At 60.0% G+C, this 26,288-nt stretch carries 22 protein-coding genes and 2 tRNA genes; 18 read left to right on the forward strand and 6 right to left on the reverse strand.

The genetic code is table 11. The annotated features are described in order from the left end of the window. Nucleotides 1–21 precede the first annotated feature (21 nt). Nucleotides 22–210, reverse strand: a complete 189-nt coding sequence (locus tag BLT85_RS16635; protein ID WP_157718131.1) for a hypothetical protein — start codon at nt 208–210, stop codon at nt 22–24. Nucleotides 211–253: 43 nt separating this feature from the next. On the opposite strand from BLT85_RS16635, the gene BLT85_RS05160 reads away from it, so the two are divergent. From BLT85_RS05160 to BLT85_RS05185, 6 genes are all read left to right on the forward strand, one after another. Beyond that, the gene (locus BLT85_RS05160) at nt 254–1,939 is read left to right on the forward strand and encodes a long-chain-fatty-acid--CoA ligase (protein ID WP_093392154.1); all 1,686 of its coding nucleotides are present in this window, start codon (nt 254–256) and stop codon (nt 1,937–1,939) included. A gap of 261 nt (nt 1,940–2,200) precedes the next feature. Further along, nucleotides 2,201–3,889 carry a long-chain-fatty-acid--CoA ligase FadD1 gene (gene fadD1 / locus BLT85_RS05165; protein WP_093392155.1) on the forward strand — a complete coding sequence of 563 codons (1,689 nt, stop codon included), beginning with the start codon at nt 2,201–2,203 and terminating at the stop codon, nt 3,887–3,889. Between the two features lie 289 nt (nt 3,890–4,178). Beyond that, the gene (gene hrpA, locus BLT85_RS05170) at nt 4,179–8,069 is read left to right on the forward strand and encodes an ATP-dependent RNA helicase HrpA (protein ID WP_093397413.1); all 3,891 of its coding nucleotides are present in this window, start codon (nt 4,179–4,181) and stop codon (nt 8,067–8,069) included. A 48-nt stretch (nt 8,070–8,117) separates the two neighbouring features. Further along, on the forward strand, nt 8,118–9,050 hold the full coding sequence (locus BLT85_RS05175; RefSeq protein WP_093392156.1) for an alpha/beta fold hydrolase: 933 nt from the start codon (nt 8,118–8,120) through the stop codon (nt 9,048–9,050). Between the two features lie 50 nt (nt 9,051–9,100). Continuing rightward, a complete protein-coding gene (locus tag BLT85_RS05180) occupies nt 9,101–10,222 on the forward strand; it encodes a beta-ketoacyl-ACP synthase III (protein ID WP_093392157.1) in 1,122 nt (373 codons plus the stop codon). Between the two features lie 187 nt (nt 10,223–10,409). Further along, nucleotides 10,410–11,531, forward strand: a complete 1,122-nt coding sequence (locus BLT85_RS05185) for a GNAT family N-acetyltransferase (RefSeq protein WP_093392158.1) — start codon at nt 10,410–10,412, stop codon at nt 11,529–11,531. A 161-nt stretch (nt 11,532–11,692) separates the two neighbouring features. Here the strand turns inward: BLT85_RS05185 and BLT85_RS05190 are convergent, their stop codons facing one another. From BLT85_RS05190 to BLT85_RS05200, 3 genes are read right to left on the reverse strand one after another with little or no spacing between them, the layout of a single operon-like run. After that, nucleotides 11,693–12,259, reverse strand: a complete 567-nt coding sequence (locus BLT85_RS05190) for a peptidylprolyl isomerase (protein ID WP_093392159.1) — start codon at nt 12,257–12,259, stop codon at nt 11,693–11,695. A gap of 2 nt (nt 12,260–12,261) precedes the next feature. Then, the gene (locus tag BLT85_RS05195; protein WP_093392160.1) at nt 12,262–13,083 is read right to left on the reverse strand and encodes an alpha/beta fold hydrolase; all 822 of its coding nucleotides are present in this window, start codon (nt 13,081–13,083) and stop codon (nt 12,262–12,264) included. Nucleotides 13,084–13,140: 57 nt separating this feature from the next. Further along, nucleotides 13,141–14,037, reverse strand: coding sequence for a LysR family transcriptional regulator (locus BLT85_RS05200; protein ID WP_093392161.1), 897 nt, complete (start codon nt 14,035–14,037; stop codon nt 13,141–13,143). Between the two features lie 38 nt (nt 14,038–14,075). Between BLT85_RS05200 and BLT85_RS05205 the strand changes: the two genes are divergently transcribed. Together BLT85_RS05205 and BLT85_RS05210 are read left to right on the forward strand one after the other, a co-directional pair. Next, nucleotides 14,076–14,396, forward strand: coding sequence for a hypothetical protein (locus BLT85_RS05205; protein ID WP_093392162.1), 321 nt, complete (start codon nt 14,076–14,078; stop codon nt 14,394–14,396). Between the two features lie 105 nt (nt 14,397–14,501). Further along, on the forward strand, nt 14,502–15,104 hold the full coding sequence (locus tag BLT85_RS05210) for an FMN-dependent NADH-azoreductase (protein ID WP_093392163.1): 603 nt from the start codon (nt 14,502–14,504) through the stop codon (nt 15,102–15,104). A gap of 48 nt (nt 15,105–15,152) precedes the next feature. On the opposite strand, the gene BLT85_RS05215 is transcribed toward BLT85_RS05210, so the two are convergent. Further along, nucleotides 15,153–15,228: transfer RNA gene (locus BLT85_RS05215), tRNA-Asn, on the reverse strand. An 88-nt stretch (nt 15,229–15,316) separates the two neighbouring features. Continuing rightward, nucleotides 15,317–16,522 carry an amino acid aminotransferase gene (locus BLT85_RS05220; protein ID WP_093392164.1) on the reverse strand — a complete coding sequence of 402 codons (1,206 nt, stop codon included), beginning with the start codon at nt 16,520–16,522 and terminating at the stop codon, nt 15,317–15,319. Nucleotides 16,523–16,720: 198 nt separating this feature from the next. On the opposite strand from BLT85_RS05220, the gene uvrB reads away from it, so the two are divergent. The 10 genes from uvrB to pheS all read left to right on the forward strand — a co-directional run bounded on the left by uvrB (nt 16,721) and on the right by pheS (nt 26,248). Continuing rightward, nucleotides 16,721–18,733 carry an excinuclease ABC subunit UvrB gene (uvrB, locus tag BLT85_RS05225; protein WP_093397416.1) on the forward strand — a complete coding sequence of 671 codons (2,013 nt, stop codon included), beginning with the start codon at nt 16,721–16,723 and terminating at the stop codon, nt 18,731–18,733. A 394-nt stretch (nt 18,734–19,127) separates the two neighbouring features. Continuing rightward, nucleotides 19,128–19,204, forward strand: a tRNA-Val gene (locus BLT85_RS05230). A 282-nt stretch (nt 19,205–19,486) separates the two neighbouring features. After that, nucleotides 19,487–20,743, forward strand: a complete 1,257-nt coding sequence (locus BLT85_RS05235) for a cation:proton antiporter domain-containing protein (RefSeq protein ID WP_093392165.1) — start codon at nt 19,487–19,489, stop codon at nt 20,741–20,743. A gap of 94 nt (nt 20,744–20,837) precedes the next feature. Further along, nucleotides 20,838–21,197 (forward strand): hypothetical protein, encoded by a 360-nt coding sequence (locus BLT85_RS05240; RefSeq protein WP_093392166.1) that lies wholly within the window; start codon nt 20,838–20,840, stop codon nt 21,195–21,197. A gap of 26 nt (nt 21,198–21,223) precedes the next feature. Then, on the forward strand, nt 21,224–21,550 hold the full coding sequence (locus BLT85_RS05245; RefSeq protein ID WP_093392167.1) for a hypothetical protein: 327 nt from the start codon (nt 21,224–21,226) through the stop codon (nt 21,548–21,550). A gap of 459 nt (nt 21,551–22,009) precedes the next feature. After that, nucleotides 22,010–23,935: a threonine--tRNA ligase gene (gene thrS / locus BLT85_RS05250; protein WP_093392168.1), complete on the forward strand. Its 1,926-nt coding sequence runs from the start codon at nt 22,010–22,012 to the stop codon at nt 23,933–23,935. Then, complete coding sequence (gene infC / locus BLT85_RS05255; protein ID WP_172829854.1) at nt 23,932–24,483, forward strand: translation initiation factor IF-3; 552 nt, start codon at nt 23,932–23,934, stop codon at nt 24,481–24,483. The genes thrS and infC overlap by 4 nt, the downstream gene beginning before the upstream one ends. Nucleotides 24,484–24,545: 62 nt before the next feature. Continuing rightward, nucleotides 24,546–24,746: a 50S ribosomal protein L35 gene (gene rpmI, locus BLT85_RS05260; RefSeq protein WP_093397422.1), complete on the forward strand. Its 201-nt coding sequence runs from the start codon at nt 24,546–24,548 to the stop codon at nt 24,744–24,746. A gap of 22 nt (nt 24,747–24,768) precedes the next feature. Next, nucleotides 24,769–25,125, forward strand: coding sequence for a 50S ribosomal protein L20 (gene rplT, locus BLT85_RS05265; protein ID WP_093392170.1), 357 nt, complete (start codon nt 24,769–24,771; stop codon nt 25,123–25,125). 106 nt (nt 25,126–25,231) lie between these two features. Beyond that, complete coding sequence (pheS, locus tag BLT85_RS05270) at nt 25,232–26,248, forward strand: phenylalanine--tRNA ligase subunit alpha (protein WP_093392171.1); 1,017 nt, start codon at nt 25,232–25,234, stop codon at nt 26,246–26,248. The last annotated feature ends 40 nt before the right edge of the window (nt 26,249–26,288 follow it).

The raw sequence follows: 26,288 nt of genomic DNA on the forward strand, positions 1-26,288 counted from the left end.
GGAGATTTCCTTGTGGCGTCGTTAATCATTAACCGGCAGGCATTGTACTGCTGCGCTGGCTGATTGGGACGATGGCACTTTCATATACCAAATGAAACAGAACGGGGTTTCACGTTGCGTGACATAACTGGTAATTTTGCCGATCAGGCGTTTTGCCGTGAATACTTTCAACCCTGTCTTGCCGGGCAGGGTGACGATAAGCAGACGCATCAGCGTCGCCATACACCGTACAACGGGGAAGAGGATAAAAATAATGGAAGCATCGTTCTGGAGTGACAAGCGTCCCGCGGGCGTGCCGAACGACATTGACCTGACCGAGTACAGCTCGATCATCGATGTGCTCGAGCGCTCCTGCAAGAAGTATGCGGACCGTCCCGCCTTCAGCAACATGGGCGAAACCATGACTTACGGCGATCTGGACCGCTATTCGGCCGCCTTCGCCAGCTATCTCCAGAATCATACCGACCTGCAGCCTGGCGACCGCATTGCCGTGCAGATGCCCAACGTCCTGCAGTTCCCCATTGCCGTATTCGGAGCGGTGCGTGCCGGTCTGATCGTGGTCAACACGAATCCGCTGTATACCGCCCGCGAAATGCGCCACCAGTTCACTGACTCCGGCGCCAAGGCATTGGTGTACATGAACGTGTTCGGCCATCTGGTGCAGGAAGTACTTCCTGATACCAAGATCAAGTATCTGTTCGAAGCGCGCATGGGTGACATGCTGAGTCCGCTCAAGGGCTTCATGGTCAATACCGTGGTCAAGCGCGTGAAGAAGATGGTGCCGTCCTACGATCTGCCGCAGGCGGTGTCGCTGAAGACTGCACTGTCGCGCAGCAAGGGCGAGACGCCACGCCCGGTCACCAAAACCCTCGACGATGTCGCGGTGTTGCAATATACCGGCGGCACCACGGGCGTCGCCAAGGGCGCCATGCTGACCCACGGCAACCTTGTGGCGAACATGCTGCAGGTCTACGCCAACATGCAGCAGGTCGATAAAGACGGCAAGAAAATCATGAGCGACAGCGGCGAGACCGTTATCGCGCCGCTGCCGCTGTATCATATCTTCGCCTTCACCGCGAACCTGATGTGCATGATGCTCGCGGGTCATCACAACGTACTCATTACCAACCCGCGAGATATTCCTGGCTTCATCAAGGAGCTTAAAAAGTGGAATTTCTCTTCGATCGTCGGCTTGAACACGCTGTTCGTAGCCTTGATGGAGCACCCCGAATTCAGTGAGGTCGATTTCTCCAACCTCAAGAGCACTACCTCCGGTGGTACGGCGCTGGTCAAGGCGACTGCTGAACGGTGGGAAGGCAAGACGGGTAGCCGCATCGGTGAAGGTTACGGATTGACCGAATGTTCGCCCGTGGTCTGTTCCAGCCCGGGCGATGGCCAGGCACGGCTGGGTACTGTCGGTCTGCCGGTACCGGGCACGTCGCTCAAGGTCGTCGATGACGAAGGCAACGAAATGCCCATCGGCGAGCGCGGCGAGCTCTGCGTAAAAGGCCCGCAGGTGATGAAGGGCTACTGGGAGCGCCCCGAAGCCACCGCCGAAAGCATCGACCACGACGGCTGGTTGAAGACTGGCGACATCGCCATCATCGACGAGGACGGCTTCGTCGCCATTGTCGATCGCAAGAAGGATCTGATCATCGTTTCCGGCTTCAACGTCTATCCGAACGAGATCGAAGACGTCGTCGCCGCGCATCCGAAGGTAGCCAATGCGGCGGCGATCGGCGTGCCTGACGAGAAGTCCGGCGAGGCGGTGAAGCTGTTCGTCGTGCCCAGTGCCGACGATCTCACTATTGACGAACTGAAAGCTTATTGCCGGGCCAATTTCACCGGTTACAAGGTTCCTCGCCACTACGAAATCCGCGAGTCGCTGCCAATGACTCCGGTAGGCAAGATCCTGCGTCGCGAACTGCGCGACAAGTAAGTCCCGAGCGGCTCCGCCTGGCGGAGCCGCTTATCCTTTCGCTGCTCTGTCTCGCTTCGCGACACTTCTCCGGTTTACCCACTGTAACCGCCGCGCACTGGCCCGGGTTTTCAAAACCTGCTAGGCTTCGGCCACTTTTCGACTGCAAGCGGCAAAATGTTCACAAACTGCCTCGAAAAGACAAGAACTTCTATAAGAGCACCATCCCAAAAGAGAACATCGGTTGCAGGACGACCGAGCATGTTTCAGGAGCGAGCACGCATGCTTGAAGATTTCTGGAAGGACAAGTATCCCAAGGGTCTCCCCACCGAGATCAACCCGGATCAATACCCCAACATCCTCGCTGTAATGAAGGAGTCCTGCCAAAAGTTCGGCAACAAGCCGGCCTTCACCAATCTCGGCAAGACCATCACCTACGGGGATCTGTACCGTCTTTCCGGTCAGTTCGCTGCTTACCTGCAAAACCACACCGACCTCAAGCCTGGCGACCGCATCGCTATCCAGATGCCGAACGTACTGCAGTATCCGGTTGCCGTATTCGGTGCCATGCGCGCTGGCTTCGTCGTGGTCAATACCAACCCGTTGTACACCGCGCGGGAAATGGAACATCAGTTCAACGACTCCGGCGCCAAGGCCCTGGTTTGCCTAGCAAACATGGCGCATTTGGCTGAGCAGGTCGTGCCCAACACTGGCGTCAAGAAGGTCATCGTCACCGAAGTGGGCGATATGCTGCCGCCGCTCAAGCGCGCGCTGATCAACTTCGTCATCCGCAGCGTGAAGAAGATGGTGCCGGCCTACAACATTCCCGGCATGGTCAAGTTCAACGACGCCATGGCCAAGGGCAAGGGTGCGCGATTCACTGAAGCGAATCCGTCGAACGACGACATCGCGGTGTTGCAGTACACCGGCGGTACTACTGGCGTGGCCAAGGGCGCGATGCTGACCCACCGCAACCTGGTTGCCAACATGCTGCAGAGCAAGGCGCTGATGGGCTCGAACCTCCACGACGGTGAAGAAGTCATCATCTGCCCGCTGCCGCTCTACCACATCTACGCCTTTACCTTTCACTGCATGGCGATGATGATCAGCGGCAACCACAACATTCTGATCACCAATCCGCGGGATATCTCGGCGTTCGTCAAGGAACTGTCGAAGGTGAAGTTCTCCGGGTTTGTCGGTCTAAACACCCTGTTCGTCGCGCTGGCCAACGATGAAGGCTTCCGCAAGCTGGATTTCTCCAACTTCAAGGTGACCCTCTCCGGCGGTATGGCGTTGCAACTGGCTACGGCCGAGCGCTGGAAGCAGATCACTGGCTGCCAGATCTGTGAAGGCTATGGCATGACCGAAACCAGCCCTGTGGCGACGGTCAATCCGATCGATAACGTTCAGCTGGGCACAATCGGTATTCCGGTACCATCCACGCTGTGCAAGATCATCGACGACGCCGGCAACGAAGTGCCATTGGGCGAGCGTGGCGAGCTGTGCGTCAAGGGTCCGCAGGTGATGAAGGGCTACTGGAACCGCCCGGATGCCACGGCGGAAATCCTCGACAGCGAAGGCTGGTTGAAGACCGGCGACATCGCGATCATTCAGGAAGACGGTTACCTGCGTATCGTCGATCGCAAGAAGGACATGATCCTGGTGTCAGGCTTCAACGTGTATCCGAACGAGCTGGAAGACGTGATGGCTGCGATTCCCGGCGTCGCCCAGTGCGCCGCTATCGGCGTGCCGGATGAGAAGTCCGGTGAAGCGATCAAGGTGTTCCTGGTCAAGGCCGCTGGCGCAAGCCTGACCGAGCAACAGGTCAAGGATCACATGCGTGAAAACCTGACCGCGTACAAAGTGCCGAAGTTTGTCGAGTTCCGCGACGCGCTACCGACCACCAACGTCGGCAAGATTTTGCGCCGCGAGTTGCGCGACGAAGAGCTGAAGAAGCTCGGTACGAAGTAAGCGCACGTTGTGGGCCCAACACCCCGCTTCGGCGGGGTGTTTTCGTTCTGAACCTAGCCCGTCCGTCTTCGTAGGAGCGGGCATGACCGGGAAGAAGAATGCGCGGACCCCATTCGCGCCCAGGTGCGCTCCTACACGAAGCCGTCCGATCCTGCGCGGGTTGCCTGTAGGAGCGGGCATGACCGCGAAGAAGCATGCACGAACCCATTCGCGCCCAGGTGCGCTTCCACGCAAGGCATTGCTCATCCTGCCTCTCGACAGCCTCGCCGCGCCACCGGACAATACGCAAATGACCGATTCGTACAGCTCCGCACCCGATTTCAGCCACGCCATGGCCGCCGACCGCCATCGCCTGTCCCGGCAATTCAACGACCTTCGCAAGAAACCCGATCCGGGCGCCCAGAGCAAATGGCTGGAACGCTTCCAGTCTTCCTGCGCACGGGTTGAACAACGCCGTCAGAGCGTGCCGCCGATCCGCTATGACGACAATCTGCCAATCGCCGCCAAGCGCGACGACATTGCCGCAGCGATCCGCGACAACCAGGTAGTGGTGATCGCTGGTGAAACCGGCTCCGGCAAAACCACGCAGCTTCCCAAGATCTGTCTGGAGCTCGGCAGGGGCACTCACGGTCTGATCGGCCACACACAGCCTCGCCGACTCGCGGCTCGCAGCGTTGCGGCACGGGTCGCGGACGAGCTCGGCACGCCGCTCGGTGAAACGGTCGGCTATCAGGTACGCTTTACCGACCAGAGCAGCGAGAGCACGCTGGTCAAGCTGATGACTGACGGCATCCTGCTCGCCGAGACGCAGAACGACCGGTTCCTCAATCGCTACGACACGCTGATCATCGACGAGGCGCACGAGCGCAGCCTGAACATCGATTTCCTGCTGGGCTATCTCAGGACCATCCTGCCCAAGCGCCCAGATCTCAAGATCATCATCACCTCGGCGACCATCGATCTGGAGCGCTTCTCGGAACACTTCGACGGTGCACCCATCATCGAGGTATCCGGCCGGACTTTCCCTGTCGATGTCTGGTACCGCCCGCTGTCTGCGGAGATGGACGAGGAGGGCAACCGCGTCGAGGAAGACCTGAGCATCGACCAGGGCATCCTCGCTGCGCTGCGTGAGATTGACGAGCACGAGAAGGCCACGCGCGGCCTACCGGGCGACGTGCTGATCTTCCTGCCGGGTGAGCGGGAGATTCGCGACACTGCCGAATACCTGCGCAAAGCCAATCTCAGGCACACCGAAATCCTGCCGCTGTATGCGCGCCTGTCCGCTGCCGAGCAACAGAAAATCTTCGCCTCGCATTCCGGTCGCCGAGTGGTGTTGGCCACCAACGTGGCGGAAACCTCGCTCACCGTCCCGGGCATCCTCTATGTGATCGACCCGGGCGAGGCGCGAATCAGCCGCTACAGCCCCCGTTCGAAAGTGCAGCGGTTGCCGGTCGAGCCGGTATCCCAGGCCAGCGCTAACCAGCGCAAGGGGCGCTGCGGCCGCGTCGCGCCGGGTATCTGCATTCGTCTCTACAGCGAAGAGGATTTCAACAGCCGGCCGGCCTTTACCGATCCGGAGATTCTGCGCACCAACCTGGCCGCAGTGATCCTGCAGATGCTGCACCTGCGCCTGGGCCGGATCGAGGATTTCCCGTTCATCGAGCCGCCGGAAGGCCGCGCCATCAGCGATGGCTTCACGCTGCTGCAGGAGTTGGCTGCGGTGGACCGGAGCGGGGCGATCAGTGAGGTCGGGCGTCAACTCGCACGCCTTCCGGTCGACCCTCGCATCGGACGCATGCTACTCGAAGCGGTCAATCAGAACTGTCTGGAAGAGCTGTTGATCATCGCCAGTGGCCTGTCAGTGCAAGACCCGCGTGAACGACCGGTCGAGCGGCAACAGGCGTCCGATCAGGCGCATGCGCAGTGGGCGGATGAAGCCTCTGATTTCGCCGCGTTCGTCAATCTTTGGCGCGGTTTCGAAGAACAGCGTCAGGCAATGAGTCAGAACCAGCTGCGTAGCTGGTGTCGTCGCAATTTCCTCAATTATCTGCGCATGCGCGAGTGGCGCGAAACGCACCGGCAGCTGCTGCTTACCTGTCGCGACATGGGCTTCAGGACAAGCAACGAGCCAGCCGGTAGCGATCCGGTGCACAAGTCGTTACTGGCAGGCTTGCTCAGTCATCTGGGCAACAAGACCGAGGACGGCGATTACATGGGCGCGCGCCAAAGGCGTTTCATGATCCATCCTTCCTCGAAGCTGGCGAAGAAGCGACCGGTCTGGATCATGGTCGCCGAGCTGACCGAAACACGCCGGCTCTATGGGCGCATCGCCGCCAAGATCGACCCGGACTGGGTCGAGCCGCTGGCCGGGCATCTGGTCAAGACCAGCCACAGCGAGCCGCACTGGGAGAAGAAGCGCGGCCAGGTCATCGCTTACGAGCAGGTCAGCCTCTATGGTCTGGTCATCGTGCCGAAGCGCCGCGTGCACTTCGGGCCGATCGATCCGGTGATCGCGCGGGAGATCTTCATCCGGCAGGCTCTGGTTGCCGGCGAATGGCACGGCAAGGCTGCGTTCAACAAGGCGAATCAGACGCTGTTGGAGCAACTCGACGCACTGGAAGCCAAGGCGCGCAAGCGTGACATTCTGGTCGATGACGAGACGCTGTATCGCTATTTCGATGCGCGCATTCCGGCAAATATCTTCCAGCTGGCCAGTTTCGAGCGCTGGGTGAAAAAGGCGAGCGTGGATGAGCCAAGGCTACTGCACATGACCCGCGAGGATCTGCTGCAGCGTGATGCCAACGAGGTCACTGCCGAACAATACCCGGACACCTGGCGCTGGGAGCGTGTCGCGCTGCCGCTGACCTACCACTTCGAGCCGAATCACCCGGCGGATGGCGTCACCCTGAGAGTGCCGGCGGCGCTGCTTCGGCAATTGCCCGAAGAGCGGCTGGAATGGCTGGTGCCCGGGTTGATCTATGACAAATGCCTGGCGCTGGTGCGCGGTTTGCCCAAGGCGCTGCGCAAGAACTTTGTGCCGGTGCCGGATTTTGTTCGCGCGGCGCTGGAGCGCATGCCTTTCGGGCAGGGCAGTCTTACCCAGGCTTTGGCCCGGGAGCTGACGCGGATGACGGGCGCGCGTATTCCTGAAGACGCCTGGGCAGACGTCGACCTCGAGCCGCACCTGAAGATGCGCATTGAAGTGGTTGACGCGCAGGGGCGCGAAATCGCCTCGGGCCGCGACTATGGCGAGCTCTGTGCGCGCCTTGCTGGTCAGCCGATCGAAGCCGCTGCACCGGTAACCATTCAGGCCGAGCAGGATGCCAAACCTGCCGGTACCGCGGCCTTGCCTGAACAGGTCAGTCGCCGCCAGGCGGGCATTGACGTGACCTTCTGGCCGGCCTGGGTTGACCAGGGCGAGTCGGTGGTCGAGGAGTTGTTCGACGTCCAGGCCCAGGCCGAGGCAGCGCACCGCCGCGGAGTGCAGCGGTTGCTGTTGCAGTCGATGCCGGAACAGGCCAAGTTTCTCCGGCAGAAGGTCACTGCGCTGAAGGACGCATCCATCTACTATCGGGAGCTCGGTACCGTTCAGCAATTGACCGATGATGTACTGCTCGCGGCTATCGATCAGGTCTGTCTGCAACCGCTCGAAAGCCTGCCGCGCGATCCGCAGTCGCTCGCTGCGTGTGTCGAGCGCGGGCGTGCCGAATGGGTGCCGGCCACGGAGAAACTGGCAGGACGTGTATTGACCATCCTCAAGGATTGGCACGCGGTGCAAAAGCGGCTCAAGGGGCGCATCGATCTGTCCTGGGCGCTCGCGTTGAATGACATCCGCGAGCAATTGGCGAACCTTGTTTATCGTGGTTTCGTCCGTGATGTGCCGGGCGAGTGGCTGGAGCAATACCCGCGCTACCTGGCCGCGCTGCAGCAGCGGCTGGACAAGCTGCCGGGCCAGGTACAACGCGATCGTGTCTGGACCGATGAAATCCAGCATCTGTGGCAGCAGTATTCGGCGCGGTTGGAAAAACAGCGACAGGAAGGGCGGGTCGATCCACGGCTGCAAACCTGGCGCTGGATGCTCGAGGAATACCGCGTATCGCTGTTTGCCCAGCAGTTAGGGACGAAAATGCCGGTATCGCTCAAACGGCTGCAAAAACTTTGGCAGGAAATCACAGCCTGAATCGGCGACAGTCGATAAACTGAGATTTCGCTTCGCAAAGGACCAATCGTGCCCGACCTCAACGTCAGTACCTTGCAGTGCACCGTAACCGACGAGCTCGCGCTTCAGGTCAGTCGGCTCTTTACCGATCCGGGCGGGCCTGCCGTGTTGATGATTCATGGCCTGGCTGAAGACAGCGGCATCTTCTGTCCGCGCAACGGGGCAGGCCTGGCAGTGTTTCTGGCGGAAGCGGGCTTCGATGTCTTTGTGGCGGATCTGCGTGGCCATGGCGCGAGCCCTCCACGGCTGGCCCCGGGCGTCTCGATCACACAACACGATATCGTGTGCCAGGACATGCCAGCGCTGTTTGAGCTGATCGAAGCCCACCACCCGGGGGAGCATTTCTTCGCCGTTGGCCATGCCTGGGGCAGCGTGCTCCTGGCCGCTGCGCTGACCCGCCAACCGGCCTGGCTCGATCGCGTCGCCGGGCTCATCCATTTTGCTGCGCGGCGCGTGTCGCGTCGTGGAGGGTGGCGACATCGCCTCATGGTCGAAACGCTGTGGGCCAAGGTGATGCCGGCGCTGGGCAAGCGCCAGGGTCTGATTCCCGCCCGCTCCCTGGGCATCGGTTCCAATGATGTCTCGCTGGCGCTGCATGCCGGGCAATTGGCATGGTCGCGCGGCGCCGAATGGCGTGATCTGGAGGACGGATTCGACTATGCTTTGCGGCTAGAAGAGCTGTCATGGCCGGCGGGGTTGTATCTTGCGGGCAAACATGACAAATATTTGGGACAGTTTGATGACGTCAAGGCGTTTGCCCGGGAATTCGGGCCGCATGACATGCAACTGATCCTGCTGCAGAAAGGGACAGGCTGTTCTCGCAATTATGGCCACAACGACCTGCTCACCCACCCGCAGGCGTCACTGGATCATTTCCCCCTCGTGCTGGCCTGGATGCAGCAGCGAATCCACGGGGCGAAGACCAACGAGAGCGCCGCCTGACCTGTCGGCGGCACACAACGACATTGCCAACACCATAAAGAGGACCGACCGTGCAGAAAGTAGTGATCAGCGGAACGGGTTTGTACACACCGCCCTACAGCATCAGCAACGAAGAACTGGTTGAAAGCTTCAATGCCTACGTCGAGAAGTTCAACCAGGAGAACGCTGCCGCCATCGCTACCGGTGAAGTTGCACCGCTGGCTCCCTCGAGCACCGAATTCATCGAGAAAGCGTCCGGCATCAAGAGCCGTTACGTCGTTAACAAGGACGGCATTCTCGATATCAACCGTATGAAGCCGGACATTCCCGAGCGCGGCAATGACGAGCTGGCGGTACTGGCGGAGCTGGCGGTCAAGGCGGCCAATCAGGCGCTTGAGCGTGCCGGTAAGACCGCTGCCGACATCGATGGTGTGATCATGGCCTGCTCCAATCTGCAGCGCGCCTATCCGGCGATGGCAGTTGAAGTGCAGGAAGCGTTGGGTATCGAAGGGTTCGGCTTCGACATGAACGTCGCCTGTTCCTCGGCAACCTTCGGCATCCAGGCCGCAGCCAATGCTGTCCAGCTGGGTCAGGCACGTGCCGTGCTGATGGTGAACCCCGAGATCTGCACCGGTCACATGAACTTCCGCGACCGCGACAGCCATTTCATTTTCGGTGATGCCTGTACTGCTGTCGTAGTCGAACGCGCCGAAGACGCAACCTCGGCATATCAGTGGGAAATCCTCGGCACCAAGCTGCTGACCAAGTTCTCCAACAACATTCGCAACAACTTCGGCTTCCTCAATCGCGCCGATGATCAATACGCCGACCAGCCCGACAAGCTCTTCATTCAGCAGGGTCGAAAGGTGTTCAAGGACGTCTGTCCGATGGTCGCCGAGCTGATCGGCCAGCACCTGGAGCAAACCGGCCTGCCGGTCAGCGACATCCGTCGCTTCTGGCTGCACCAGGCCAACCTGAACATGAACATGCTGATTGCCCGCAAGTTGCTGGGGCGGGATCCGAACGAGCAGGAAGCGCCGGTAGTCCTCGACGAGTACGCCAACACCAGTTCGGCCGGCTCGATCATCGCTTTCCACAAACATCAGGACGATCTGCCCGCCGGCACTCATGGCGTGATCTGCTCATTTGGCGCGGGTTATTCGATCGGCAGCGTAATCGTTCGCAAACTCTGAGATTGCCTGTCACCAAAGCTTCACGACTGTGACATGGGCCCGCCATGACGGCCGGTCAGGATGACTTGCCGGGGATAGATGCTTCTGCATTGGTGCGCCCGGTCTGCTCCTTCAAACCCCACTCCGGTGGGGTTTTTTTATGGCTTTGATTTCTCCGGCTCCGGCGCCGCTGTGGCATGCTAGGGGCATGACCATACTGCAACTCGAATCGATCGATGAGGTCCAGCCGGAAGCGTGGGATGAGCTGGTTGGGCCGGGCTATCCCTTTCTCAGGCACGCTTTTCTGCATGCGCTGGAAGCCAGCGGCTCGGTATCGCCTGCGACGGGCTGGACGCCGGCGCATCTGGTTCTGCAAGGAGAAGGGGGCCGACTCGACGCGCTGTTACCGCTCTACCGGAAGATGCATTCCTACGGAGAATATGTGTTCGACTTCCAATGGGCCGATGCCTGGGAGCGGGCAGGGCAGCACTATTATCCGAAGTTGGTCGCGGCGGTACCGTTTTCGCCAGTGCAAGGACCGCGCCTGGTGGCGCGCGACGCGTCGCAGGCGGAACCGTTGCTGAATGGGCTGGACAGCCTGCTATCGAGTCGTGAGGCTTCCGGTGCGCATCTGCTATTCAACAACGGAGCCGAGAATCCGGCGCTTGAGCAGCACGGTTGGGTGCAGAGACTGGGCTGTCAGTTCCATTGGTTCAATCGAGACTACGCAACCTTCGACGACTTTCTCGCTGCGTGCAGCTCGCGCAAGCGCAAGAACTTCCGCAAGGAACGCGTGGCGGTGGCTGAACAGGGCTTCAGCTTTCATTGGGTGACCGCGCAGGACCTGAACGATTCGCACTGGGACACCTTCTACCCGTTCTACGCTGCGACCTACTACAAGCGCGGTCAGGAACCCTATTTGACCCGGGCGTTCTTTTCCATGCTGGGCTCGGGGATGGCCGACACGGTACGGCTGCTATTCGTCCGCCACGAAGGCCGAGACGTGGCTGGTGCGCTGTTCCTGGCCGGCGGCGACACCCTTTACGGCCGTTATTGGGGCTGCCTGGAGGAATACGACCGGCTGCACTTTGAAACCTGTTTCTACCAGGGGATGGAGCGCTGCATAGCCGAAGGATTCTCCCGCTTCGATGCTGGTGCGCAAGGCGAACACAAGCTGATCCGCGGATTCGAACCCGTCCTGACGCAGTCCTGGCACAAGCTGCAGCCTGGATTGCATGAGGCGGTGGCGGATTTTCTCAGGCGAGAGCGATCCGGTATCGAAGCCTATCGGGACGATGCGAGGAATTACCTGCCGTATAGGCAGCAGTAGGGCTTTGCCACCCGTTTGCCCCGAGCATCCTTCTTCGCGGTCATGCCCGCTCCTACAAGGGCGAGGGGTGCGCCGGACCGCTGTAGGAGCGCACCTGGGCGCGAAAGCGGAGTCCGTGCTCCTTCTTCGCGGTCATGCCCGCTCCTACATGAGCTGCGCGCTTACTCGGCGTCGCTCTCGACCCGCTTGGCATTGATGATGGTCACCGGGTTCTGCGGCACGTTCTGGTGCATCCCCTGGTTGCCGGTCGGTACCTTGGCGATGGTTTCGACTACATGCTGGCCATCGACGACTTTGCCGAACACGGCGTAACCGGCATTGCTATTGGTGCGATCCAGGAACTCGTTATTGGCCAGGTTGATGAAGAACTGGCTGGTGGCGCTGTCCGGATCGTTAGTACGTGCCATGGCCACGGTATAGCGCTCGTTCTTCAGATTGTTATCCGCCTCGTTCTTGATCGGCTTGCCGACGCTGCGCTGGCGCATGTCCGTGGTAAACCCGCCGCCCTGGATCATGAAGCCAGGAATGACGCGGTGGAACACTAGGTTGTCGTAGTGGCCTGCTTCGACGTAGCGAAGGAAATTGGCGACCGTAACAGGTGCCTTGTCTTCGTACAGCTCCAGTTCGATCTCGCCCAGGTTGGTATTGAGCACGACACGCGGATTGTCGGCGTGGGCGGTGGTGGCAAGCAGGAACAGGCCGCAGGCGGCGGCGAGGCGTTTGATCATTATCAAGCTCCGGTGATTTCTTGTTGGGGTTGCCTAGAAGACTCGGATTGGCGCAAAAAGTCCAGTATCAGGCGGTTGCAGTGCTCGGGCTGGTCGACGGGCGTGGCGTGGCAGGAATCGGCGATCACTTCCAGATGAGCGTCGCCGAGCCGGCAGACGTACTCGCGCTTGCGCTCGATGGGCATGTAGTCGTTGTCGCCGCTGATCACCAGAACCGGACAGCAGATCCGATCGAGCCGCTCGACCACACTCCATCCGATAATGGCCCGCAGCGAGGCGAGATAGGCCTTGCGGTCGTTCTCGCACCAACGCTGCTCAAAGGTCTCCCGCAGCGTCTGTTGTTCGGCTTTGGGGAAGAGTACCCGAGCCAGGCCGCGAGCAGTCACGCTCAAGGGCAGGGCATGCGCCAGGACAAGGCGCTGGGCGACCATCGCATATTCCTTCACGCGCTTGGGACGGACTTCTGGAGCGCTGTTGATGACGGTGAGGCTGGCGGGAATGTCGGGATGGTCGGTAGCAAGTTGAAAGGCGATCATGCCACCCATCGAGATTCCGATGATGTGAGGCCGCTGCAAATCCAGCGCTTCGGTCAGGCAGACAAGATCGTCGGAAAAGCCCTTGATGGAATAGTTGCCCTTCGGCTTGTCGCTCAGCCCGTGCCCGCGCATGTCAACGCAGACTACCCGATAGCGCTCGGACAGAGCGTCCGTTTGGTTCTCCCAGTCGCGGGTGCTGGATCCAAGGCCGTGAATCAGGACGACGGGCTCACCCTGGCCCTGGTCGGTGTAGTACAGGCGACATCCGTTGGCAGTAAGGTGCGGCATAGCAGTTCCTTTACAGGGTCGCTTATTCTTAACAGAGTCGCCGCACGGTTTGAAGCCTCAACCCTCGTCGGTCATCGAATGTTCAATCAAAAGGTCAGCCAGGATCCGCGTGGCCGGGCCCAGAGGCCGATCCTTGTTCGCATAGAGATACAAGAAGTGGGAGCGACTCGCGCCTTGCTGCAATGGCAGCGGCTTGAGCTGACCGTCCGACAGCTGTCGAGCGATCTCGTGGCCGGGGAGCCAGGCGAAGCCCAGTCCGCTGGCTACGAGTTCGGCCGCGGTGCTGAGGCTCGCGACGGTCCAGCGCTGCTCGGCGCCGAGCCAGCCGGTATCACGCGGCTGGCGCCGTCCCGAGTCGCGGATGACCACCTGCAGATGGGTTTCCAGGTCGGCGTGAGTCAGCTGCCGCTGAAGTTGGTGCAGAGGATGGTTGGGATTCGCCACAGCGACAAACTCCACGGCGTTCAGCTGCTGCGGCAGGTAGCCAGCGATGCTGATTCCCGAGATTGCCAGGTCAGCCGTCCCGGCCAGCAGACACTCCTCCACGCCAGACAGGACTTCTTCGCGCAACTGAACCCGGCAGCCCTGGCTCAGCGGCATGAACGCCTGCAGCGCCCTCGCCAGGCGGCCGGTCGGGTAGGCGGCGTCGACCACCAACTGAACCTCCGCTTCCCAGCCTTGGTCCATATTCCAAGCGAGCTGTTCCAATTGGCTTGCCTGTTTGACCAGTTGACGCGAGCGACGCAGCAATACCGCCCCGGCTTCGGTCAGCACTGCCTTGCGACCTTCGATCTCCAGCAGCGGCACGCCCAGTTGTTCCTGCATGCGCGCGACGGTATAGCTGATCGACGATTGCGAACGATGTAGCGCTTCGGCGGCCTGGGCAAAGCCGCCGTTGTCCACCACGGCTTGAAGTGTGCGCCACTGCTCCAGCGTGACCCGTGGTGCTTTCATAGAACTAGCCCTTGTGTCTGCCTATACGGAGAATCGATATGAAGCGGAAATTCCATGCGATCCTGGCTGCCTTGTTTCTGCCTGCCACTGCGTTTGCCTTCACCATCGACCTTAACGTGGAAAACGAAGGAGTCGATGTCAAAGGTACGACCGGTTACATCAGCAATGTTGCAACGATCACCTTGATCAACGAAGGCGACCAGGCGGCTCGTTGCGAGGTGTATTTCGAGAACGGACCTGAACGTCCACCCCGCAAGCGCCTGACGGTCGAGGCGGGCGAGAAGCTCACGGTGACCCAGGCGTTCGAACGGGAAATCAACCGCGTTCGCTCTCGCGTAGCATGCACACCCGAACAATAGCTTGTCATCGATAACATCGATCATTCTTAGCGTATATTTGTACTTTTATACAAGTGAATCTGATCATAGCATCTCTTCATCGAATCCACTGAAGAGGAACATGACATGACACAGATACTTGTATTGCAGACAAGCGCTCGCCGCGAAGGCTCTGCCTCACGCCAGCACACCGATCAACTGGTGCAGGCGCTTAGCGGTCAACACGCCGACGCCCGCATCGTGACCCGCGAATTGGGCATCGAGCCACTGCCGCATCTGGACGAAATCCTGCTGGGCGGCTGGACCAAACCGGCTGAGGCGCAAACCGAGGCCGAGCGCCAGGCTGCGGCACGGTCCGCTGAACTGATCGAGGAGCTCCTCGCCAGCGATATCGTTGTGATCGGCTCGGCCATGTACAACTTCGGCATCACCTCGACCTTGAAGGCCTGGTTGGACCATGTGCTGGCGGCTGGCAAGACGTTCCGCTACACCGAAAACGGCCCGATCGGTCTCGCCGGCGACCGCAAGGTTTATGTCGTTGCGGCGCGAGGCGGCCGCTATCAGGGCAGCCCGCTGGATCATCAGGAACCCTACCTGAGAACGGCGCTGGGCTTTATCGGGATCAGCGACGTGGTGTTCGTCTACGTGGAAGGGCAGGCCATGGGCGAAGCGGAGGCGGCGAAGGGCCGCGCCGAGGCGGAAGAAGCGATCAAGCGCGTCGCAGCCTGAATCGAAGCAATAAAAAAGCCTGTGTATCGCTACACAGGCTTTTTCAATTGGCTCCGCGACCTGGACTCGAACCAGGGACCCAATGATTAACAGTCATTTGCTCTACCGACTGAGCTATCGCGGAATTGACGCTGCGAACTTTATCAAAAACACCAGCCAAGTCAATGTCTTCACTGGATATTTTGCGTCAGGCGCAGCGCTTGACCCAGGTCTCAGGCGTCCTTCATTACGGCCGCGATGGCTTTGGCCACGTGATCGATATTTGCCGAGTTCAGTGCAGCCACGCAGATCCGTCCGCTGGACACGGCGTAGATTGCGAATTCGTCTGCCAGACGTTTGACCTGGTCCTTGTTCAGGCCAGAGTACGAGAACATGCCACGCTGCCGCTGGATGTAATCGACGTCCTGCGTGACGCCGGCTTCCTTGAGCTTCTCGGCCAGAGCTTGACGCATACCGCGAATACGCTCGCGCATCTCCGCCAGCTCGTCTTCCCACATGGCGTACAGTTCGGGGTTGTTCAACACCGCTGCAACCACCTTGGCTCCATGGGTCGGCGGGTTGGAGTAGTTGGTGCGGATCACACGCTTGAGCTGCGACAGAACGCGATCGCGCTCGTCCGGAGTGGACGTGACCAGGGTCAGCGCGCCAACGCGCTCGCCGTACAGCGAGAAAGACTTGGAGAACGAGCTTGCCACAAGGAACGGCATGCCGGTTTCGGCGAACAGCCGAACGGCCAGGGCGTCATCCTGCAGATTTTCGCCAAAGCCCTGATAGGCAATGTCGAGGAACGGGACATGGTTCTTGCGCTGGATCACATCTATCACCCGCGCCCAGTCAGCCAGACCCAGATCAACCCCGGTGGGGTTGTGGCAGCACGCGTGCAACAGCACGACACTGCCTTCCGGCAGGGCTTCGATGCCTTCGAGCATGCCATTCAGGTTCAGGCCGTTGGTCGCGGCGTCGTAGTAAGGGTAGGTCACGACTTCGTAGCCGGCCGCTTCGAACAATGCGCGGTGGTTTTCCCAGCTTGGGTCGCTGATCGCCACCAGCTTCTTGCCGGTCAGGCGAAACAGGAAGTCCGCGCCCAGCTTCAACGCACCAGTACCGCCGAGCGATTGCGCAGTGATCAAACGGCCTGATTCGACGATCGACGACTCGGTGCCGAACAGCAGCTTCTGCACGGCCAGGTCGTACGGCGCCAGACCTTCGATCGGCAGATAGGAGCGCGGCGCATGCTCGGCGACGCGTGCTTCTTCGGCGGCCTGTACGGCGCGCAGCAAAGGCACCTTGCCTGCTTCGTCGTAATACACCCCCACGCCCAGGTTGACCTTTTCCGCGCGCAGATCGGCGTTATAGGTTTCGTTCAGGCCCAGGATCGGATCATGTGGGGCCATTTCGACAGGGAAGAACAGACTCATGGTATCGGGGGTACTCGAGACAGGTGAATGTGAAGGTGTCGGCGAATGCGCTTGCGGCCGCACATTATAGACGTACCGAACAGGCGATGCGAGTGGCGCAGTGGACCCTTGAAACCATCCGACGCGGCCACCACTCTGATGGTCACAGGTGCCAGTGTTATGCTGGGGGCACGCAATCAAGAGGCAGAAGCGGTACTCATGAGCCAGTTCAAGTTGCAAACCCGGTTCAAGCCGGCAGGTGATCAGCCCGTAGCCATCCATCAACTGGTGGAAGGGCTGGAAGCGGGGCTGTCGCACCAGACGCTGCTGGGTGTGACCGGCTCCGGCAAGACCTTCACCATCGCCAATGTCATCAGCCAGGTACAGCGCCCGGCGATCATCATGGCGCCTAACAAAACGCTGGCCGCTCAGTTATACGGCGAGTTTCGCGAGTTCTTTCCGAACAACGCGGTCGAGTATTTCGTTTCCTATTACGACTATTACCAGCCGGAAGCCTATGTGCCGTCCTCCGATACCTTCATCGAGAAGGACGCCTCGATCAACGATCACATCGAGCAGATGCGCCTCTCGGCGACCAAGGCATTGCTGGAGCGGCCGGATGCGATCATCGTCGCGACCGTTTCAGCTATCTATGGTCTGGGTGACCCGTCGTCCTACCTGCGCATGGTGCTGCACATCAGCCGCGGCGATCAGCTAGACCAGCGCACCATGTTGCGGCGTCTCGCCGAGCTGCAGTACACGCGCAACGACATGGAGCTGGCGCGGGCCACGTATCGCGTGCGAGGCGACGTAATCGACGTGTTTCCGGCTGAATCGGATCTCGAGGCGATTCGTATCGAGCTGTTCGATGATGTGGTCGAGAACATCAGCTTTTTCGATCCGCTGACCGGTGAGGTTTTACGTAAGGTTCCGCGCACAACTATCTACCCCAAATCACATTATGTGACGCCACGTGAGAATCTTCTGGATGCCGTCGAGCAGATCAAGGTCGAGCTCAAGGAGCGTCTGGAGTATCTGCACGCGAACAACAAGCTGGTCGAGGCGCAGCGCCTGGAGCAGCGTACCCGGTTCGATATCGAGATGATCATGGAGCTCGGTTATTGCAACGGCATCGAGAACTACTCGCGCTATCTGTCCGGGCGCCCATCGGGTCTGCCGCCGCCGACGCTGTACGACTATCTGCCGGCCAACGCGCTATTGATCATCGACGAGTCTCACGTATCCGTGCCGCAGGTCGGCGCCATGTACAAGGGCGACCGTTCACGCAAGGAAACTCTGGTCGAGTACGGCTTCCGCCTGCCTTCGGCATTGGATAACCGCCCGATGCGCTTCGACGAGTGGGAGGCGATCTCGCCGCAGACCATCTTCGTTTCGGCGACGCCTGGCCCGTACGAGGCAGAACATGCCGGACGGGTGGTAGAGCAGGTGGTCCGCCCGACCGGTCTGGTCGACCCGCTCATCGAAGTACGGCCAGCGCGTACTCAGGTCGACGACCTGCTGTCCGAGATCAGCCTGCGCGTCGCGGAGAACCAGCGGGTGCTGGTCACCACGCTGACCAAACGCATGGCCGAAGACCTGACCGATTACCTGGCCGATCATGGTGCGAAGGTGCGCTACCTGCACTCGGACATCGATACCGTCGAGCGGGTAGAAATCATCCGCGACCTGCGCATCGGTAAGTTCGACGTGCTAGTCGGCATTAACTTGCTACGCGAAGGCCTTGATATGCCAGAGGTTTCTCTCGTTGCGATTCTTGATGCCGACAAGGAAGGCTTCCTGCGTTCAGAACGCTCGCTGATCCAGACCATCGGCCGAGCGGCGCGTAACCTTCACGGCAAGGCGATCCTGTATGCGGATCAGATGACCGGCTCCATGGAGCGGGCCATCAACGAGACCGAGCGTCGTCGTGAAAAGCAGATCGCGTTCAACCTTGAGCACGGCATCACGCCAAAGGGTGTCACCAAAAGCGTCGCAGACATCATGGAAGGCGCGGTGGTGCCGGGTAGCCGCTCGAACAAACGCAAGAAAGCCCAGGCGGCAGAAGAGGGCGGCGAGTACGCTGTCACGCTGCGCTCACCCTCCGAGATCACCAAACGGATTCGCCAGCTCGAGGAAAAGATGTTCCAGGCGGCAAGGGATCTGGAATTCGAGGCGGCGGCAGGGATTCGGGACGAAATCACCAAATTGCGCGATCAATTGAAAAAGGTCTGACCGGGGCGGCAAATGCCGCCTGGTCTTCGACCGATCGCGCCGGGGGCGACGCTCCCACGTCACGACCCTGCGGGAAACTTGCGGAGCGCATGCCTCCGCGGCTTCTTCTACGCGGCCCCGCCCGTTCCGACATCCGCGGTGGAATCGCCTGTAGGAGCGCACCTGGGCGCGAAGGGTTTTGCGGATTCTCCTTCGCAGTCATGACCGCTCCTACAGAACGTGTAGGTGGGGCCCGGCTCCATACGGTAGGCGCGCCGCGCTCGACGCGATGGGCTTCGCCACTGCAGCCCGCACCAATCCTGGCGCCTTGCCCGCCCACCCATTTAAATCGTATTTTTTCAGTCAGTTACGCTTGACAAGGTTCCGAGCCGTGCGTAAAGTTCGCGGCCATTGCAGGCACGTAGCTCAGTTGGTTAGAGCACCACCTTGACATGGTGGGGGTCGTTGGTTCGAATCCAATCGTGCCTACCAAACATTCCCGCACTGCACGGGACAAAAAAGGGCGATCCGAAAGGGTCGCCCTTTTTTATTCGCTAGCCGCGCTAAGCGGACCCCGCTAAGTCCCGTTCTGCCTCAGTTCGCACCCCGCACCGCTTCATTCTGCCCGCCGACGCGGACGTTTCCCCACAACTGCCGCGCCTGGCGTCCAATGATCCGATGCCGCGACTGGCAGTCGAGCTGCATCGCACGCTCAAGGAACCAAACAGCAGCGAACCGGCTCGCAGTTACAAATAACGACTCGGGGATGACGCAATGTACGAACTGAACATGAGTCTCGCCATTTTCGGGTTCGCCGCGATCCTGATCGCGCTGCTGTCGGGCCTCATCAAGCGCAGCGTCGTGTCCGAACCGATTTTGGCCATGACCATCGGCATCTTTGCGGGGCCCTATGGAGCAGGGTTGCTGGATATCGCCAAGTGGGGCGACCCCATGGTGATCCTCGAGCAGGCCGCGCGGCTTACGCTTGCCATCGGCTTGATGGGGATCGCGCTGCGACTCGATCGGGACAGCGTCAGACTGCTCCTGCGGCCTGTTTCGCTGCTACTGATCCTCGGCATGCTGGGGATGTGGTTGCTGTCGTCCGGCATTGCGCTGGTGTTCGGGTTGCCATTGCTTTCAGCGCTGCTGCTGGGTGCGATTGTGACGCCGACTGACCCGGTCGTCGCCAGCTCCGTGGTGACCGGCAAGTTTGCCCAAAAGTACCTTCCGCTTCGGGTTCGAGACGGGTTGTCCTATGAGTCGGGCGCTAACGACGGTCTCGCTTATCTCTTCGTCATGCTGCCCATCCTGGCCATGAGTCACCCACCTGCGGAGACGACACAGAAATGGCTGTTGGATGTCCTGGTGGTCGGCGTACTGCTCGCCACGGCCATAGGCGTGCTGGTCGGCTTTGCTGCAGCCAAGCTGCTGTCCGCAGCAGACCGCCGCGGGTTGGTAGCGAATCAGTCGATGCTGGGGTACACCGTTGCGTTTTCGCTGTTCACGCTCGGCGCGGCAAAGCTGGTTCACTCCGATGCGTTGATCGCCGTCTTCGCCGCAGGCCTCACCTTCAACCTCTGCAGCGATCGCAGCGAGGAACATGAGGAAGAAAACATTCAGGAAGCGGTTTCCAAGCTGTTTACGCTACCCATGTTTGTCCTGTTCGGGTTGAGTCTGCCTTTCAGCGAATGGTCCGGCATCGGCTGGCCATTGGTCATTCTGGTTGTGGCTCTTTTGCTATTTCGCCGGCTCCCGGTGCTCGCTGCGTTGATGCCACTGATCGGCCGGTCCTTCAATCGGGCGGATATTGCCTTTCTCGGCTGGTTCGGTCCGATCGGTATCGCAGCCATCTACTACGCGACGCTCGCCCACAAGCACACCCACGACCCCATGTTCTGGCACATAACGAGCGCGGTGGTTTTCGCTTCCATCCTGGTCCACGGCGTATCCGCGGCTTCGTTTACGCGGCTCCATCGCAAGCACGCAGGCGCCGCTCCCGATCGCACCAAACCACTCGATAGCGACGCATGAGGCGAAGCGAGACGGTACGGGCGATACCAAGTTGATCGGAACTAGCGCCATCCCCAGGGTCTGATTCTGCATAGGATCCTATTCGGAGGTCGCCATGAAATCGCTATCCACCGCCTTGCTGTCAGGTATCGCGCTGTCCCTCGTTATCGCAGCCGGCGCGCACGCCCAATCGACGGGCCCGGATTTCTCGAATCTGGACGCAAACGGCTCCGGCGAGATCGAGTTCGACGAATTTCACCATGAGCACTCGGACGGTGACGAGCCGCCGGCCGAGCAGACCGACGCCGAGCACGACGGCTTTGGTTACGACACCGGCGATTTCGATGCGCTTGAAGGTCGGGATCTGGACCAGACGTTGTTCGAGCGTTACGACGCTGACAACAGCCGCGGCCTCGATCGAGATGAATATCAGGAATATCAGGACAACGTTACCCGCCGCCTGCGGGACTTCTAACCCAGCCAACCCATAGGAGGCCCATCATGAAGCCTCGCTTGATCGTAATCCTTGCTGGCGTTGCCGTTGCCAGCACCCTGTCGTACGAATCGATGGCCCAGCAGCCGGTCGACAACCCGGTGATTCAGGATGCGGGTGAGAAGGGCGGTATCAATCTCAACCGTTTCCGTGATGATCCGGGCGAGCCGCTCGATCTGATGAATACCAATGATGACGACTATGACGAAGTCTCGGCCGAAGATCGGGAGCGCGAGCTGGACGATCGCGAGCGCAGGACGTATCAGCGTTATGACGCTGAGAAAACCGACCTGGGTCCCGAAGCGTATCGGATGGATCCGTCGCGCAGAGATTGATAGCGCAGGCTCGATCGCACCCCGCCCAGTTCACCATCTGCGAGCGTGCCGTCCGCCCCGGGATGTAGGAGCGGACCCGGCCGCGAAGAAGAATGCACAAAACCCTTCGCGCCAGGTGCGCTCCTACGCACGCACGGTCCCGCCTTGGGATGTAGGAGCGGACCCGGCCGCGAAGAAGGATGCACGAACCTTTATTCGCACCAGTTTGGTAGGAGCACCTATCCCGTTCTACCGCAGTACCACCGCAACGCTACAAGCCCCAGAACACTTGTGATAGAGTGCTCCGCTTCCCGTCGGGCGCACGTCGCCAGGCATTTCTCTCAGTCATTCGTGACGACCTTGCAGTAGCCCACCGGGGCTGTCGGCGATCGTGTGCCGCCTGAACTGCACCGTACACAGCGAATGGCAGTATCCATCACGTGGCCTTGCGTAGGGGTCACCACTGAGAAGGAGCGGCACATGCCCGTTATTACCCTTCCTGACGGCAGTCAGCGTACGTTCGAACAACCCGTATCCGTAGCCGACGTGGCTGCATCCATCGGCGCTGGACTGGCGAAAGCCACCGTAGCCGGCAAGGTCGACGGCCGCCTGGTCGACGCCTGCGATGTCATCGAACACGACGCCACGCTGCAGATCATCACGCCCAAGGACGAGGAAGGGCTGGAGATCATTCGCCACTCCTGCGCTCACCTGGTGGGCCATGCGGTCAAGCAGCTGTACCCGACTGCCAAGATGGTCATCGGCCCGGTGATCGAAGAAGGCTTCTATTACGACATCGCCTTCGAGCGCCCCTTCACACCCGAAGACCTGGCGGCGATCGAATCGCGCATGCGCGAGCTGATCGACACCGAGTACAACGTGATCAAAAAGGTGACGCCGCGCGAACAGGTGATCGAGGTGTTCAACGGCCGTGGCGAGGAATACAAGCTGCGCCTGGTCGAGGACATGCCCGACGAAAAGGCGATGGGCCTGTACTACCACGAAGAATACGTCGACATGTGCCGCGGTCCGCACGTGCCGAACACGCGCTTCCTGAAAGCCTTCAAGCTGACCCGCATTTCCGGTGCCTACTGGCGTGGCGATGCCAAGAACGAGCAGTTGCAGCGCGTTTACGGCACCGCCTGGGCCGACAAGAAGCAGCTGGCTGCGTACATCCAGCGCTTGGAAGAAGCCGAGAAGCGTGACCACCGCAAGATCGGCAAGCGCCTGGGCCTGTTCCACACCCAGGAAGAAGCGCCCGGCATGGTGTTCTGGCACCCGAACGGCTGGACCGTCTACCAGGTGCTCGAGCAATACATGCGCCAGGTGCAGCGCGCCGCCTCCTATAAAGAGATCAAGACGCCTCAAGTCGTCGATCGCGTGCTGTGGGAGCGCTCCGGCCACTGGGAGCATTACTCCCACGCCATGTTCACCACCGAATCGGAAAGCCGCGACTACGCCATCAAGCCGATGAACTGCCCGGGCCACATCCAGGTGTTCAATCAGGGCCTGAAGAGCTACCGCGAGCTGCCGCTGCGCCTGGCCGAGTTCGGCTCCTGTCACCGCAACGAGCCGTCCGGTTCCTTGCACGGTCTGATGCGCGTGCGTGCCTTTACTCAGGACGACGCCCACATCTTCTGTACCGATGAGCAGGTCAAGTCCGAGGCCGCCAACTTCATCGACCTGACCCTGCAGGTGTACAAGGACTTCGGCTTCGATGACGTCGAGCTCAAGCTGTCCACTCGTCCGGAAAGTCGCGTAGGCGACGATGCATTGTGGGATCAGGCCGAGAAGGGCCTGGAAGATGCGCTGAACGAGGCCGGCCTGCGGTGGGATCTGCAGCCGGGCGAGGGCGCGTTCTACGGTCCGAAGATCGAATTCTCCCTGCGTGACTGTATCGGTCGCGTCTGGCAGTGCGGCACCCTGCAGCTGGATTTCATGCTTCCGGGGCGTCTGGGTGCGCAGTATGTCGCCGAAGACGGCAGCCGCAAAACGCCGGTCATGCTGCACCGTGCAATCCTCGGATCCTTCGAGCGTTTCATCGGCATTCTGATCGAGCACTACGCGGGCGACTTCCCTGCCTGGCTGGCACCGACGCAGGCTGCGGTGCTGAATATCACCGATAATCAGGCCGAATTCTGCAAAGAAGTGGAGAAAACCCTCAATGAAAAGGGTTATCGAGCCGTAGCGGACTTGAGAAACGAGAAGATCGGCTTTAAAATCCGAGAGCATACTTTGCACAAGACTCCCTATCTGCTAGTGGTAGGTGATAGAGAAGTCGAATCGCACACAGTGGCCGTGCGCACGCGAGAGGGTAAAGACCTGGGTTCCATGACTGTTGCCGAGTTCTCCGAATTCCTGTCCCGCGCTGTCGCACAACGAGGCCGCCCGAATTCGGAGCTATAAAGATTAAACGCGAGATGAGACAAGACAAAAAAGCCGTACAGCGCCCGCCGATCAATGACAACATTACGGCGCGCGAAGTACGCCTGATTGGCGCCGAAGGTGAACAAATCGGTGTCGTGTCCATTCAGGAAGCGATGGCAGCCGCAGAGGAAGCCAAGCTGGACCTGGTTGAAATCTCTCCAGACGCGGCCCCGCCCGTTTGCCGAATCATGGATTACGGCAAGCACCTCTTCGAAAAGAAGAAGCAGCAGGCGGTCGCGCGCAAGAATCAGAAGCAGATTCAGATCAAGGAAATCAAGTTTCGTCCTGGGACGGAAGAGGGAGACTATCAGGTCAAGTTGCGTAACCTGATTCGTTTCCTATCTGAAGGGGACAAGGCCAAGGTATCGCTACGATTCCGTGGTCGCGAGATGGCTCATCAGGAGCTGGGCATGGAGCTGTTGAAGCGGGTCGAAGCTGACCTGCTTGAATACGGCACCGTTGAACAGCACCCGAAAATGGAAGGTCGTCAATTGATGATGGTCATCGCTCCCAAGAAGAAAAAGTAACCTCCGGGGCAACGCCAGGCCTCATGGTTATCTTATTAACGCTACATGCGGAGTACATGAACATGGCAAAAGTAAAAATGAAGACCAAGAGTGGTGCCGCCAAGCGCTTCAAGGTGACTGGCAAGGGCATCAAGCACAAGCATGCTTTCAAGAGCCACATCCTGACCAAGATGAGCACTAAGCGTAAGCGTCAACTCCGGGGTACCTCCGAGTTGAACCCTGCTGATGTGCAAAAAGTTGAGCGCATGTTGCGTCTCCGTTAAGTCTAGGTTAAGGAATTAGAGAATGGCTCGTGTTAAGCGTGGTGTAATGGCGCGCAAGCGTCACAAGAAAATCCTGAAACTCGCCAAAGGCTACTACGGTGCGCGCTCGCGCGTGTTCCGCGTTGCCAAGCAGGCGGTCATCAAGGCAGGTCAGTATGCCTATCGTGACCGCAAGCAGCGCAAGCGTCAGTTCCGTGCTCTGTGGATCGCCCGTATCAACGCCGGTGCTCGTCAGAATGGCATGTCCTATAGCCGTCTGATCGCTGGCCTGAAAAAGGCTTCCATCGAAATCGATCGCAAGGTTCTGGCCGATCTGGCCGTGAACGAAAAAGCGGCGTTTACCGCGATTGTCGAGAAAGCAAAGGCTAGCCTGGCTTAAGCCCTCGTTACGACAATCACCGGGGCCTCGGCTCCGGATGCAACGTCAATGATAGGGGAAGAGCCTCAAAGCTCTTCCCCTATTTTTGTTTCTGGAGTGCGTGTTAATGGAAAACCTCGACGCCCTGGTCTCCCAAGCCCTGGACGCAATCAAGCAGGCCGCTGACATCAATGCACTTGAGCAGCTGCGTGTGCAGTACCTCGGCAAGAAGGGCGAGCTGACCCAGGTGATGAAGACCCTAAGCAACATTCCTGCCGAAGAACGCCCCAAGGTCGGGGCGATGGTGAACGAAGCCAAGGAACAGGTTCAGAGCGTGCTCAACGCACGCAAGACCGAGATGGAAGCCGCCGCGCTGAATGCGCAGCTGGCCGCCGAGCGGGTTGACGTGACATTGCCGGGCCGCGGCCAGGTATCCGGTGGACTGCATCCAGTCACCCGCACCCTGGAACGGATCGAAGAATTCTTCACCCGCGTTGGTTATGCCGTCGCGGAAGGCCCCGAAGTCGAGGATGACTACCACAACTTCGAGGCGCTCAACATTCCCGGCCACCACCCGGCCCGGGCAATGCATGACACCTTCTACTTCAACGCGAACACGTTGCTGCGCACCCATACCTCACCGGTCCAGGTACGCACCATGGAAACCCAGGAGCCGCCGATCCGCATCGTTTGCCCGGGCCGTGTATACCGCTGCGATTCGGATATTACCCACTCGCCGATGTTCCACCAGGTCGAAGGCCTGCTGGTCGATCGTAAAGTGAGCTTCGCCGACCTCAAAGGCACCATCGAGGAGTTCCTGCGGGTGTTCTTCGAGAAGGACCTGGGGGTGCGTTTCCGTCCGTCCTTCTTCCCGTTCACCGAGCCGTCCGCCGAAGTCGACATGCAGTGCGTGATGTGCAACGGCAACGGCTGCCGCGTGTGCAAGCAGACCGGCTGGCTGGAAGTGATGGGCTGCGGCATGGTGCACCCCAACGTGTTCCGCTCCGCGGGAATCGATCCCGAGCAGTATCAGGGTTTTGCCTTCGGCATGGGCGTTGAGCGCCTGGCCATGTTGCGCTATGGCGTGAACGACCTGCGCCTGTTCTTCGATAACGACTTGCGCTTCCTTGCGCAGTTTCGCTGAACGCAGCCGCACCCGAGCAAACCCTTTGACAGCAGGAAAC

It is taken from the genome of Halopseudomonas xinjiangensis (assembly GCF_900104945.1).
In the GTDB taxonomy this organism is placed as follows: domain Bacteria; phylum Pseudomonadota; class Gammaproteobacteria; order Pseudomonadales; family Pseudomonadaceae; genus Halopseudomonas; species Halopseudomonas xinjiangensis.